Annotated in this window: 9 protein-coding genes; 4 read left to right on the plus strand and 5 right to left on the minus strand. The window is 68.4% G+C overall.

The features are described 5' to 3' along the window. Positions 1-27: 27 nt before the first annotated feature. Together G537_RS0116030 and G537_RS0116035 are read right to left on the minus strand one after the other, a co-directional pair. A complete protein-coding gene (locus tag G537_RS0116030; RefSeq protein ID WP_026870987.1) occupies positions 28-336 on the minus strand; it encodes a Beta-galactosidase C-terminal domain in 309 nt (102 codons plus the stop codon). A gap of 12 nt (positions 337-348) precedes the next feature. Beyond that, positions 349-1,266 (minus strand): LysR family transcriptional regulator, encoded by a 918-nt coding sequence (locus G537_RS0116035; RefSeq protein ID WP_034851913.1) that lies wholly within the window; start codon positions 1,264-1,266, stop codon positions 349-351. 29 nt (positions 1,267-1,295) lie between these two features. Here G537_RS0116035 and G537_RS0116040 point away from each other — a divergent pair, with 29 nt between their 5' ends. After that, positions 1,296-2,243 carry an NmrA family NAD(P)-binding protein gene (locus G537_RS0116040; RefSeq protein WP_211230398.1) on the plus strand — a complete coding sequence of 316 codons (948 nt, stop codon included), beginning with the start codon at positions 1,296-1,298 and terminating at the stop codon, positions 2,241-2,243. Positions 2,244-2,350: 107 nt separating this feature from the next. On the opposite strand, the gene G537_RS38250 is transcribed toward G537_RS0116040, so the two are convergent. Beyond that, a complete protein-coding gene (locus tag G537_RS38250) occupies positions 2,351-5,773 on the minus strand; it encodes a M10 family metallopeptidase C-terminal domain-containing protein (protein WP_051248465.1) in 3,423 nt (1,140 codons plus the stop codon). Positions 5,774-6,772: 999 nt separating this feature from the next. On the opposite strand from G537_RS38250, the gene G537_RS38255 reads away from it, so the two are divergent. Then, entirely contained in the window at positions 6,773-7,900 is a 1,128-nt protein-coding gene (locus tag G537_RS38255) for a ribonucleotide-diphosphate reductase subunit beta (RefSeq protein WP_211230399.1), read from the plus strand. A 164-nt stretch (positions 7,901-8,064) separates the two neighbouring features. Here the strand turns inward: G537_RS38255 and G537_RS0116055 are convergent, their stop codons facing one another. Then, complete coding sequence (locus G537_RS0116055; RefSeq protein WP_162146114.1) at positions 8,065-9,561, minus strand: glycosyl hydrolase family 28-related protein; 1,497 nt, start codon at positions 9,559-9,561, stop codon at positions 8,065-8,067. Between the two features lie 554 nt (positions 9,562-10,115). Here G537_RS0116055 and G537_RS0116065 point away from each other — a divergent pair. Next, positions 10,116-11,309 carry an NAD(P)/FAD-dependent oxidoreductase gene (locus tag G537_RS0116065; RefSeq protein ID WP_026870991.1) on the plus strand — a complete coding sequence of 398 codons (1,194 nt, stop codon included), beginning with the start codon at positions 10,116-10,118 and terminating at the stop codon, positions 11,307-11,309. A 106-nt stretch (positions 11,310-11,415) separates the two neighbouring features. Then, positions 11,416-11,766, plus strand: a complete 351-nt coding sequence (locus G537_RS0116070) for a VOC family protein (protein ID WP_034851881.1) — start codon at positions 11,416-11,418, stop codon at positions 11,764-11,766. On the opposite strand, the gene G537_RS0116075 is transcribed toward G537_RS0116070, so the two are convergent. Further along, complete coding sequence (locus G537_RS0116075; protein ID WP_211230400.1) at positions 11,763-12,725, minus strand: sugar-binding transcriptional regulator; 963 nt, start codon at positions 12,723-12,725, stop codon at positions 11,763-11,765. The two genes, G537_RS0116070 and G537_RS0116075, sit on opposite strands and share 4 nt — an antisense overlap. Positions 12,726-12,791 lie beyond the last annotated feature (66 nt).

Genomic DNA, 12,791 nt, shown 5'->3' on the forward strand with positions numbered 1-12,791 from the left:
CCGCCGCCTGGTCCGGTTTGGGCGTGTTCAGACAGGCCCCGTCTGGATGCTGCCGAGCCGGATGATGGCACAGTCATAACCCTCCAGCCGAAGCGGCTCCGTCCCGACGGCGCCGCCGCTGAGAAGATCCTGCCCCGTCGGGGGCGATGTCAGCACCGCGGTCTCCGCGTTGGTGTTCTGGACGAACAGAAGCTCCCGGCTTTCCGCACGGCGCAGCGAGACCTCGACCCCCGCCGGCAGGTCGGCGACCAGCGGTGCGACACCGGCCTTCGGCAGCACGCGGCCGAGCAAGGCTTCCGTCAGCTCCGGGGTGAAATAGGTCCCGATATAGATCACTGCGCCCGGTGGTCAGCCGGCGGCCGCCGCGCGCGCCGCCTCCGCCAGCTGTCGGCGAAGCCAGGCATGGGCCGGGTCGTCCTGTCGCCGCTCGTGCCAGATCATCGACACGGTGAGAGGTCCGATCTCCAGCGGCAGCTCCAGAATCTCGATCGGCGCCGTGGCGGCGATGCGGCGCGCCAACCGGCGCGGCAGCGACAGGATCATGTCGCTCTCGGCGACCAGCATTGGTGCGGCGATGAAATGCGGCAGCCGCATCGCCACCCGCCGGGTCAGCCCGCGCCGGGCCAGCGCGACGTCCACCGGCGCCTCACCCCGGCCGGTGACGATCACCAGCAGATGCGACAGAGCGGCGAAGCGCTCCAGCGTCAGCCCTGCTGCGATCACGGGATGGCCGCGGCGGACGGCGCAGACCAGGTCCTCCTCGTAGAGTGCCCGGCGGAAGAAGCCGGCCGGCAGCGCGTCGTAGACGCCGAGCGCCAGATCGGCGGCATCCGCGGCGATCAGCCCGACATGGTCGCCGGCTGGGGGCGGGATCTCAATGTCCAGCCCGGGCGCGAGGCGCGACAGCCGTGACACCAGGGCGGGCATCACCAGCAAGGTCGTGTAGTCGACGCCCGCGATAGTGACGCGGCCGCGCGCCGTCGCCGGATCGAAATCCGTCGGTGCCACGATCGCCCGGGCGCTCTCCAGCAGCCGCGCCACCGGCTCGGCCAGGGCAGCGGCCCGCGGCGTCAGCTCCAGCCCCTTCGGCGTTCGCACCACGATCCGGTCGGCCAGCAGCCGGCGCAGCCGGCCGAGAGCCCGGCTGGCGGCCGGCTGGCTGAGGCCGAGCCGCAGCCCGGCCCGGGTGACGCTGCGCTCCTGCAGCAGCGCGTCGAGCAGCTTCAGCAGGTTGAGGTCGACTCCAGCCAGATCCACTTCACGCATGTGAAAGATCATATCCATGCATTTGAGATATGGCGATCCCCACCGCATCTCCTCGGCACCGGCCCGGTCGTGGACGGGCCCAACTCGGGAGAAAAGCCATGTATGTCGTTGCCGGCGTGAGCGGGAACACGGGTGCCGCCGCCGCCCGGGCTCTGATCGAAGCGGGCGAGCCTGTCCGTGTCGTCGTGCGAAATGCGGTCAAGGCCGAGGATTGGGCGCGGCGGGGGGCGGAGGTCGCGGTCGCCGACCTCGGCGACGCCGGGACACTGGCCGCCGCCCTCGCCGGTGCCCGCGGCGCCTACCTTCTGAACCCGCCCGGCTATGCGTCGGAGGATCCGTTCGGCGACGCCGCAGCGGTGGCCGAGGCAATCGCCGAGGCGGTTGTCGCCGCTCGCCTGCCGAAGCTCGTCATCCTGTCCTCCGTCGGCTCGGACCGGCCGAGCGGAACAGGGTTGATCGCCACCAACCGGACCCTCGAACAGCGGCTGGCCGCGATCGGCCTGCCGGTGGCCTTCCTTCGCGCCGCCTACTTCATGGAGAACTGGGCCGAGGTGGCTAGCGTCGCCGCCGCGGAAGGCGTGCTGCCCAGCTTCCTCGCACCGCTCGACCGGGCCATCCCGATGGTCGCGACCGCCGATATCGGCCGCATCGCCGCCGAGGCCCTGCGTGAGGACTGGGCTGGACAGCGAAAGATCGCCCTGCAAGGACCAGCCGATTATTCCCCTGACGATGTCGCCGCGGCTTTCGCCCGGGCGCTCGGCAAGCCGGTGCACGCCGTCGCCGTCCCGGAGGCGGGCTGGGGCGAAGCGCTGTCGCGCAGCGGCCTGAGTGCCCCGGCAATCGCCGGCTTCGTCGAGATGATGCGGGGCGTCAACGACGGCCATATCGACTTCGGCAGCGATCCGGCCGCCGAGCCGCGCCGCGGCCGGGAACCGATCGACAGCGTTGTCGCCGCGCTGACGCGGGCGGCTGTCTGAGCGGGCGGGCTCATCGGGCCTCAGAGGCGCTTCCGGACGGACGGCGGAAACGGAAAGAGGCGGCGGTTGCAGCCGCCGCCTCCTTCGCTTTGCGTCGAGACCGAAGATCAGAGCACGAAATCGGCTCCCGCCAGATCGACGAGCCCTCTCAGCACGACATGGAAATCGGACCTGCCGTCCCCGTCGACATCGCCGGCGATGGTGGTCGTCGACGGCGTCGTCGAGGCGAAGCGCAGCTCGCCGGCTTGGCCGCTGTAGGTGGCCGAGCCGATGAAGCTGAACGCCTGGTCGCCGGCGGTGCCGGTATCGGCGTCGATCCCGGAGAGATCGATGCGGTCGCCCTGGGCATGGCTGAAGTCGGTGATCACGTCGGCGAGGGCGCCGAGGACGCTGTCGCCGAGGGCCGAGAAGTCGAACACATCGGCCCCGGCGCCGCCGGACAGCGTGTCCTTTCCGGCGCCACCGGCGAGCGTGTCGTCGCCTTCATAGCCCCAGAAGACGTTGTCGCCGGCATTGCCGATGAGCGTGTCGCCGCCCTTGCCGCCGCTGGCCCTCTCGATGCCGGCATAGGTGTCGCCTTCCGCCTCGCCGCCATGGCCGATGCCGGCCGCGAGATCGACCGTCACCGCCTGGCTCACGCCGAAATAGCTGGCCCGATCGATGCCGGAGCCGCCGTCGAGAGCGTCGGCGCCGGCGCCGCCGCGGAGGATGTCGTCCCCGGCGCGGCCGAAGAGGGTGTCGTCGCCGGCACCGCCTTCGAGCGTGTCGTCTCCGGCCTCGCCGATGTTCGGCATCACCGGCGGGGGCGGGGCCACAGAGACGTTCAGCTCATAGGTCGCGCCGTCGGGGACGGCCTGTTCGGGCTCTCCCGTGTCGTTGTTGTATTGCCCGACCACGATGTAATAGTCCCCGGTCTCGGCGACCTTGAAGGTGAACGCCGAATCCGTCCGGCGACTGGAGCCGGGATCGTTTCCGCCGTCGTCGTTGAAGGCGACCACGGTGCCGTCGGCCCGAACGAGCCAGAGGAAGCTGTCGCTCAGCCCGTCCGACGTGTGGTCGATATCGGCGGTGATGATCGACCCCGCATTCACCGTCAGCTTGTAGTAGCCCCCCTCGCCGTTGCCGGTGGCGTTGACCGTGGTGTGCGGGAGGGTAGTCGCATCGACGATGTCCGAATCGGCGACGAGCGAGAAGTCGTCGGTCAGGTCGTGGGCAGCGGCGACCGAGTTGTTCGTCGCATCCGGCCCCAGGGTGGCGTAGCCGTCGCCCATGCCGACGCCGGAGACGGGGAAGGGGATGAAGTCGCCGTCCAGCGTGTCGCTTCCGGCACCCCCCTTCAGGACGTCGTCGCCGCCTTGGCCGACGAGCTTGTTGTCGCCGGCATCGCCGGTGAGACGGTCGTCATGGCCGGAGCCGGCCAGGCCCTCGATCGAGACATAGGTCTCCTGATGCGTGCTGGCCACGCCGAGATCGACGGTCACGCCCGTGGTGCTGCCGTAATAGGCCGCCATGTCGAGCCCGGCGCCGCCGTCGAGCGTGTCCGCCCCGCCGCCCCCGGCCAGGGTGTCGTCGCCCGCGGCGCCCGACAGGACGTTCACGCCCGCATTACCGATCAGGGTGTCGGCGAATTTCGAGCCGATGACGTTCTCGATGTTCACCAGCCGGTCGTACTGATGCGTCGTCGTCGTGTCGCCTTCGCCGTCACCGCCCCTGGCGGTGCCGGCCGCGAGGTCGACGGTCACACCCTCGGTGGCAGGCGTCCGCGGCGGACCGAACATCGGCTGGCGCTCGTCGAGCGTGTAGTCGGCCGTGTCGATGCCGTCGCCGCCGTCCAGATAGTCCGCCCCGGCGCCGCCGATGAGGGTGTCGTTGCCGGCGTCGCCGTTCAGCACGTCGCCGTCGCGGGCGCCCTCGAGCTTGTCGTCGCCGCCGCCGCCGCTGAGCACGTCGCCGCCGCCCAGGCCGAGGAAGTAGTTGGCCTCGTCGCCGCCGATGAAGCGGTCGATGCGGTCGTCCGACCCGATCAGGTTCTCGATGCTGTAGAAGGTGTCGCCGCTGGCGGTGCCGCCGCTGGCGACGTTGGTCACCAGGTTGACCAGCAGCTGGAACGGGCTCTCCAGGCTGAAATCGACCGTGTCGATGCCGTCGCCGCCGTAGAAGACATCGACGCCGGCCATGCCGCGAAGGATGTCGTCGCCGGCGCCGCCATAGAGCAGGTCGTTGCCCTGGCCAGCATTGATCGTGTCGTTGCCGTCCTCCCCGTACAGCCGGTCGTCGCCGTCGTTGCTTTCGGGCAGGTCGTCCGGGGGCAGGGTGTTGTTGCGGTCGCGGCTGTCCTTGCTGTCCAGGCCGCCGACGATCAGGTCGTCGCCGGCGCCGCCATGGATCTCGTCGGCGCCGTTGCCGCCGTCGATCTTGTCGTCGCCGCCGCCGCCCAGCAGCTCGTTCTCGCCGTCATTGCCGATGATGATGTCGAGGAAGTCGCTGCCGACGCCCTTCTCGACATAGTACTGCGTCGCGTCCGCGTTGTGGCCGTCGAAGATCGCGACGTTCCAGCTGTGGCCGTTGACGCTGGAGAAGCGGCCCTCGCGCAGGTCCAGGATGGTGCTGGCGGTCGACCCCGAGAAGTCGATCGTGTCGTAGCCGCCGGTGTCGTGGACCACGAAGCCGATGTCGTGGGTCGGGCCGTCCGCCGTCAGGGTGTAGCCCAGCCGGGTGCTGCCGAAGCCGTAGACGTCGTCGCCGGTGTTGAGCTGGATGTCCTGGTACGTCCGCACGCCGTTCGCGTCGACGGTCGAGAAGAAGCGCCGGATGACGGCTTCGATATCGGCGATCCCGGGCGTGGTGTTGGTCCAGGCCGTGGTGCCGCCGGTGTCGATGCTGTCGAAATACGACATCACCGAATATTGCTGCTGGTCATAGACCCATTTGGCGTCGTTGTAATAGGTGATCTGCGGGCCGCCGGGGCCGCCGTAATTGTAGAAGCCCGGATGGTTCAGGCCCCATTCATGGCCGAATTCATGGATGAAGGTGTTGAAGATGTAGCCGCCCGGCTCGGTCGCGTTCGGCTCGGTGTCGTGGAACCGCTGCCCGACGCTGACATAGCGGCCGGCGGAGAAGGCGCTGCCGTCGCTCGGCTCCCCGAGCTCCGGGCTGACGACCTCGAGATAGTCGGTGTCAGGGTCGTAGGGCCGGTCGGTGACGATCTCGAACTGCAGCGGCGTCACCGCCGACCACATCTCCAGCGCCCCGATCGCGGCCTCCATGTAGTCCGGATGGTCGGCGAGCTCGGAGACGTTCACCACGATCGGCGACTGCGCCTGCTCGGGCGTCAGCGGGCGGTTCAGCGCGCCCAGGTAGTTGAGGAACGTCTCGTAATCGGTGTCTTTGCCGTAGGGATTGTCCGGCGTCTGGTCGATGTTCTGCCAGTTCTGGAGATCTTCCGGACTGATCGTGAACGATCCTGAAACCGCCACGCCTCCCGGCGTGGAGTGCTCCTTGCTGTAGCCCGTCTGGCACAGGATGCACATGTCTTGCTCCCCCTATCTTTTGACACGGCAATGAAATCGGCGACGCCCATCCGGTCGCGGGACGGAATTCCCACGGGTGAGTGCAGCGTCAGCTCCGGCTGAAGCGTCGGTTCGTCGGTACGGGAATGGATCGGAGACCGTGCCGGATCGGTCTGGCTCGGCGCTCCGGACTGCGCTCAGCCGGCGGCCGGCGCATCACCGTGCCGGCATCGATCCGGGCACGACGGTGGTGAGAAGGTACATCGCCACTCGGGGGTGGATACGGGCGCCGAAATACGACGCCGCGACGGTCCCGACGTGGATCGAGTGCTCATGGCTGTCGATGTCCCCCTGTTTGCGGTGCGTAGTCTTGTCGGGACGCCGGGCCGAGGCCCTTTCGCTTGATTTCCGGTCCGACCGCCGCGGCCATCTCTTGACGGACACCGAGGCCGCCGACGGTTTCGCCGATACCCACCTCCGCATCCGAAGGTGGAACGCGCTTCAGCATTTCGACTGTCTACGCACCCCCATTTCGCCATCCTTCGGCAATGTTGCTCGCATCGCAATCAAAAAATTCTCCCATTTCTGGTTGCGCTCGCAGCTTTCATTCGCATGCATACAAGTGCCGCTTGAGGCAGGTGCTCGGCGTCCCTTGGAGATCTGCCCGTCCGCTTCAGCAAAAGTCTGCAATTCTCCTCAAATGCGCGATATGCAGTTTTGATCTAAAAGCGCTGGGAAGCAAAAATGACTTTATGTTGCTTCTTCAGCAGCGCCCGAGACTCGAGGGGCGGCGAGGGCGCCGGCGGTGTGTCGGCGCCAGGCTTCACGCCGGCTGAGCCGGATTTGACGGCGTAATCTTCAGGCATCATCGCTTCCGTCGATCCGGACTTCCGACGCTATCCGTAGCGTGCGGCCTTGCTGTGGATGGCAACATCTTGTAGCTTTCCCGGCCCTGCGTCGTTGGCCGAGACCACGAAGCCGGCGTCCCATCATCGCGGTGAGCCCAGGAAGACCACGCCCATGACCATGCTCGACTGGTCCGACACCCCCTCCGCCGCGCCGGTCCGGACGCCGCGGGCCGATGCGCCCGCGGCCGACGCCACCGGCCTCGGCGCCATCGACCGGACCGGCGGCCGGGTCAGCATCGACGACAAGGCGATGATCAACTGCCGGGCCGACGTGAACCAGCTGCTGCCGATGAAGTACCGCTGGGCGTGGGAGAAGTACCTTGCCGGCTGCAACAACCACTGGATGCCGACCGAGGTCTCGATGCAGGCCGACATCGCGCTGTGGAAGTCGCGCGATGGGCTGACCGAGGACGAGCGCCGGGCGGTGAAGCGCAACCTCGGCTTCTTCGCCGCGTCCGAATCGCTGGTCGCCAACAACATCGTGCTGGCGATCTACCGCCACCTGACCAACCCCGAATGCCGCCAGTACCTGCTGCGCCAGGCTTTCGAGGAGGCGGTGCACACCCACACCTTCCAGTACGTGGTCGACAGCCTGGGCCTGGACGAGGGCGAGCTGTTCAACATGTACCGCGAGGTGCCGTCGATCACCGACAAGGCGGCCTGGGCGCTGGACTACACCCGCAATCTGTCCGACCCGTCCTTCCGCACCGGCACGCCGGCGGCGGACCAGGCCTTCCTGCGCGACCTGGTGGCCTTCTACGTCGTGTTCGAGGGGATGTGGTTCTACACCGGCTTCGCCCAGATCCTGTCGCTGGGCCGGCGCAACAAGATGGTCGGCATCGCCGAGCAGTACCAGTACATCCTGCGCGACGAGTCGATCCATCTGAACTTCGGCATCGACGTCATCAACCAGATCAAGATCGAGAACCCGCATCTCTGGACCGGCGAATTCCAGCAGGAGCTGCGGGGGATGCTGGCCGAGGCGGCGGAGCTCGAGGCCGCCTACGGCCGGGACACCATGCCCCGCGGCTTCCTCGGCCTGAACGCGGCGCTGTGCGGGCAGTACATGCACTTCATCGCCAACCGCCGCTGCGCCCAGCTTGGCCTCGCCCCGGTCTTCGCTGAGACCGAGAACCCGTTCCCCTGGATGTCCGAGGCGATGGACCTGAAGAAGGAGAAGAACTTCTTCGAGACCCGGGTGATCGAATACCAGAACGGCGGCGCGCTCAGCTGGGATTGAGGGGCTCGGGGGCGTACGGGTTGCGCCCCGCTTATCAGCCGCCCCTATTGGAGCAAGCCCCGCTGGCGCGACCCGGCGGGGCTTGCTTGTCTCTATCTACGATACGTTTCAGGCCGGCAGATCAGATCCTCCTGGACTATCCAGGACTCTGTGGATTCCAAAGTTCAGAAAGGAGAATCGTTGAGCCTTGTCATGTTGGCGCTGCTGCTGCCCGATAGATCCGGCTGATTGGCGACGTATCTGAACGACTTGTAGTAGTTGGCGTCGTCCGGGCCTCCGGCGAAGGCCACGACCAGAGGAGTATACCGGGGATTGGCCGCAGTCCCGACATCAAAGATCTTGGCCGGGGTGTCGAACTGTGGAGCCATCTTCCGGATGGTCAAGCCGGTGATCCGAACATCGGCCGGCTCGTCCAGGCTGGCCAGCGCCTTCAACTTCATGGAGGTGCCGGTGTTGAACCACAGATTGTCGGTGAGATCGAAATCCGTGAGGCTGATGTTGCCCATCAGGTCCCGCGGCGCATCCGGCGCCTTGTAGACCTTCAGCATGAAGCAGGTCCGCGTGGTGTCTGCCGCGATCGTGCCGTATCCGCCGACGATGGTGAGGCGGGAATCGGATGTGGCGGAAATGATGCAGGTATAGGCACTCTCAAGCGCAGGCTTGACGAGGGTGGCGTACCCCGACTCCAGGACGAAGTTGCGCTGATATCCTTCGAACCGGCAGTTGTTGTATTGGACGTCTCCGCCGATCTGATGACATCCCCGGGCATCGACGCCGGCGTCAATCCAATAGCTGCCGTAGTTGAGCAGCGCAGAGCAGGAATCCATGATGCTCTGGGCCGCCCAGCCGATCTTGCCCATGCCGTTGATGCGGAAACCGACGGCACAGCTGATCGTCTTGACGTCCTGCAGCCGCCAGCCCCAGGCATTGGGCTCGATATTTGCCGGGTCGGACGAGCCGATCGACACGCCATACCGGAAGTTCCAGATGGCGACGCCCAGGACCTTGCAGTCCCTGCCGGTCAGGGCCTTGTTGAAGGTCCCGATCGACAGGTTGATGCCGGTCCAGCCGTTGGTGGCATCCGCGATCGTCGAGACGATGTGCAGGTTGCTCACCGTGAGCTGGGATCCCAGGGAACTGGTGTTCTGGATGCCATCGCAGCCGGCATCGACGATGATGACGGTCTTGGTCTTCTTGAGGTCCTCGGCGGTGCTCGCATCGAGTGGATTGTGAGTGGTGTCACAGGGCGAGCAGCCCGACAGCTGCTGGCCATGGATCTTCAGGATCAGCGGACTGCGGATCAGGTAGTAGCCCGCGGGCAAGAAGACGTTCTTCTTCGTGTCCAGGGCCTTCTGGATGCGGTCGTGATCGTCGGTCGTGTTGTCCGCCCTGGCCCCGAACCATCGGACATTGACCGTCGAATCGCTGGTGATCCGCCGCCAGCGGCCAGGGTTGTTGCCGGCAGTTGCCGGCGCGATCACCATCCCCATGTCGTCGGCGGCGGTGTCTCCCGGCGACCAGCGGAACAGCCCGCCGCCGCCGTCGCCGTCCGACCAGTAGCCCCGCACTTCGATGGGAACCTCGGCTTGGCGACATGTGTCGCAAATCTGAGTCAGATCCTGAATCGTGGCAACCGTCTGGACATTTGTGATGGTCGGCATTCGCATTGCGCTCCGGATCGATGGAAAGGGGATAGCTGAGCGGCGCCGCTGCCATGGGGCGGCCGTGGCGCGAAACCATGCTCGAGTGCAGTTGCCTCCTATGAAGTCTATGTTCTCTTTTTGTTCTAACCAAACGGCGCGAGTTAAGCTACATGGCGATCGCCATGGCACCGTGCGCCTCGCGACGACGGGCGGCATAGGATGGGAATGACGACCATCCGCGTGAACGAGGAGGTGCGGCGCCGGGCGCTGGCGGCCGGAAAGGCCGAGCCCGCTGCCTCGGCCTCTCACGCCGCACCGGGGTCAAGCCCGGACCGATCTGGCACTGGGGTTTCATCGAGCGGGTGTCGACCGGCCTCGTCCTGCTACAGCTCGGCCTCGCTGCCCTGCGGCGGGAGTTCCTGCAGGTCGCCGATCTCTGGGCGGCGGCCGATCCGCCGGGCCGGGCGCGAGCCTGAGCCGGGGCTGATCTGCCGCGTTCAGCCGAAGGACGGCGTTGCCTCCCGTCCGGGCCGGTCCTAGCGTTCAGGCCGGACCAGCGGGCGAGGGCGGGGATGCAGCGCATCTTGATCCTGGGCGCAGGGTTCGCCGGGCTGTGGGCCGCGGTCGGCGCGGCGCGGGCGCTCGACGAATTCGGAATCGGGCCCGACCGGGTCGAGGTGACTCTGGTCAACCGCGACGCCTGGCACTGCATCCGCGTGCGCAACTACGAGGCCGATCTCGGCGCGATCCGCGTGCTCTTGGCCTCGGTGCTCGACCCGATCGGCGTCCGCCGGGTCGAGGGCGAGGTGACGGGCATCGACCTCGCGCGGCGCAGCGTCACCGTCTCGGGGGAGGGGACGGAGCTGCCCTATGACCGCCTGGTCTTCGCGCTCGGCAGCTGCCTCGTCCGCCCGCCGATTCCGGGGCTGGCCGAGCACGGCTTCGACATCGACACCTTTGCCGGCGCCCGTCGCCTCGCCGACCATCTCGCCGGGCTGGGCGGGCGGCCGGCAGCGCCGGGGCGAGACACGGTCCTGGTCGTCGGCGCCGGCCTGACCGGCATCGAGGTCGCGACCGAGATGGTGGACCGGATCGGCAAGACGGGCCGGGTGATCCTGGCCGACCACGCGCCGCAGGTCGGCTCCGACATGGGCGACAGCGCCCGGCCGGTGATCGAGACCGCCCTGGCCGCGCTGGGGGTCGAGACGCGGACGGGCGTGTCGGTCGCCGCCGTCGACGCCGACGGGGCGACGCTGTCGACCGGCGAGGTGATCCCGGCCGCGACCGTGATCTGGTGCGCCGGCATGCGGGCCAGCCCGCTGACCGCCCAGTTCCCGGTGGAGCGTGACCGGCTAGGCCGGCTGCCGGTCGATCCGACCCTGAAGATCATCGGCCTCGAGGCCGAGTTCGCCGTCGGCGATTCGGCGCGGGCGATGGTCGACGACAGCCACGCCTCGGTGATGTCCTGCCAGCATGGCCGGCCGATGGGCCGCTTCGGCGGATACAACGCGGCCGCCGACCTGCTCGGCCGGCCGCTGCTGCCGATGCGGATCGACTGGTACACCACCATCCTCGATCTCGGCGCCTGGGGCGCCGTCTACACCGAGGGCTGGGACCGCCAGGTGGTGACGCAGGGGCCGGCCGCGAAGCAGACCAAGCGCCTGATCAACTGCCAGCGCATCTACCCGCCGCTGACCGGGGACCGGCGCGCCATCCTCGACGCGGCCGCCCCGGTGATCCAGGCGCCGCCGCAGCGGTTCCGCTGACGGTCGGCGCACGCCCACCAGGCGCCGTATCGACGCCGGCCGGGCGGAACATCGATCCCGGCGGGCCGGTTGGATGGGCATTCGCCATCCATCGCCGGAGGGACCAATGCTGACCGGTCTTCATGCCGTGATCTACACCCGCGACGCCGAGGCGGATCGCGCCTTCTTCCGGGACGTCCTCGGCCTGGCCTCGGTCGATGCCGGCGACGGCTGGCTGATCTTCGCGGCGCCGCCCGCCGAGATCGCCTGCCATCCTGCCGAGGCCAACGACCGGCACGAGCTCTTCCTGATGTGCGACGACCTGACGGCCGAGATCTCCCGGCTGGGCGAGAAGGGCGTCGACTGCGCTCCGGTCAGCGACGAGGGCTGGGGTCTTCTGTCCGCCATCCATCTGCCGGGCGGCGGCCGGCTCGGCCTCTACGAACCGCGCCATCCGGTGCCGCAAGGGGCGGGTTAGCCCAGCCGCACCAGTGCCGCCGCCGCGGTCTCGTCGGTGATCAGGCCCTGCAGCAGGCCGCGGGTCAGCACCGCGCGGATCGCCGGCACCTTGGCGGCGCCGCCGGCGATGGCCACGGCCGGGCGCCTGGCGACGGCGTCGAGCGGCAGGCCGACCACCCGGTCGCGCAGCGGCGAGGCCAGGACCCGGCCCTCGGCGTCGAGGAAGTTGCCCAGCACCTCGCCGATCGCGCCGGCCTGGCGCAGCGCCTCGTATTCGGCGCGGGTGATCACCTTGTCCTGCAGCACCGGCGCGCTGTCGTCGAGCTGGCCGATGCCGATCAGGATCGCGTCGGCCCGCGCCGCCAGCGCCATGATCTCGCGGAACGGTTTCTGCTCCTCCAGCACCCGCCGGTCCTCGGCGCTCTCGGCGATCAGCGGCGCCGGCATCAGGTAGCGCTGGGCGCCCAGCCGGTCGCCGAGGCGCATCACCACGTCGAACGGGTTGTAGGAGGAATCGCGGGCGATGTTGCCGGTGACCGAGACCACCCGGTGCTGCGGCCGCGGCGAGGACGCCATCTCCTCCACCGCCGCGCGCACGCTGCGGCCGTTGCCGACGCCGATCACCAGCGGCCTGTCGGTGTCGACCAGCCGCTCGATCCAGGTGGCGCCGGCGATGGCCAGCGCCGGCAGGTTGGCCTCGGCCGGCGCCATCGGGTCGGCCGGCACCACCTCGCAGAAGCGCAGCCCGTGGCGGCGGGCGATGCGCTCGCCCAGCTCCATGCAGGCGGCGATCGGGTGGTCGATGCGGACCTTGACCATGCCCTCCTGCGCGGCGAAGGCCAGCAGGCGCTGCGCCGCCATGCGCGAGACGTTGAGCCGCCGTGCGATCTCGTCCTGTGTCAGGCCGGAGACATAGGACAGCCATGCCGCCCGTGCCGCCTGATCGCGCTTCCTCTCCGCCTGATCCATCCCCGGCATCCGCCACGCTCCGCGCCGTTCGAACGGCCTATCTCAACATCTCCCCCGATCGGGCGTCCGGCGCAA

This window comes from Inquilinus limosus DSM 16000, assembly GCF_000423185.1.
Classification (GTDB): Bacteria; Pseudomonadota; Alphaproteobacteria; order DSM-16000; family Inquilinaceae; genus Inquilinus; species Inquilinus limosus.

Coding starts and splice junctions, on each gene's coding strand:
- G537_RS0116055 (WP_162146114.1), bottom strand. CDS start 9,561: ATGCCGACCATCACAAATGTCCAGACGGTTGCCACGATTCAGGATCTG.
- G537_RS0116075 (WP_211230400.1), bottom strand. CDS start 12,725: ATGCCGGGGATGGATCAGGCGGAGAGGAAGCGCGATCAGGCGGCACGG.
- G537_RS0116035 (WP_034851913.1), bottom strand. CDS start 1,266: ATGCGTGAAGTGGATCTGGCTGGAGTCGACCTCAACCTGCTGAAGCTG.
- G537_RS0116040 (WP_211230398.1), top strand. CDS start 1,296: ATGGCGATCCCCACCGCATCTCCTCGGCACCGGCCCGGTCGTGGACGG.
- G537_RS0116070 (WP_034851881.1), top strand. CDS start 11,416: ATGCTGACCGGTCTTCATGCCGTGATCTACACCCGCGACGCCGAGGCG.
- G537_RS0116065 (WP_026870991.1), top strand. CDS start 10,116: ATGCAGCGCATCTTGATCCTGGGCGCAGGGTTCGCCGGGCTGTGGGCC.
- G537_RS38255 (WP_211230399.1), top strand. CDS start 6,773: ATGACCATGCTCGACTGGTCCGACACCCCCTCCGCCGCGCCGGTCCGG.
- G537_RS38250 (WP_051248465.1), bottom strand. CDS start 5,773: ATGTGCATCCTGTGCCAGACGGGCTACAGCAAGGAGCACTCCACGCCG.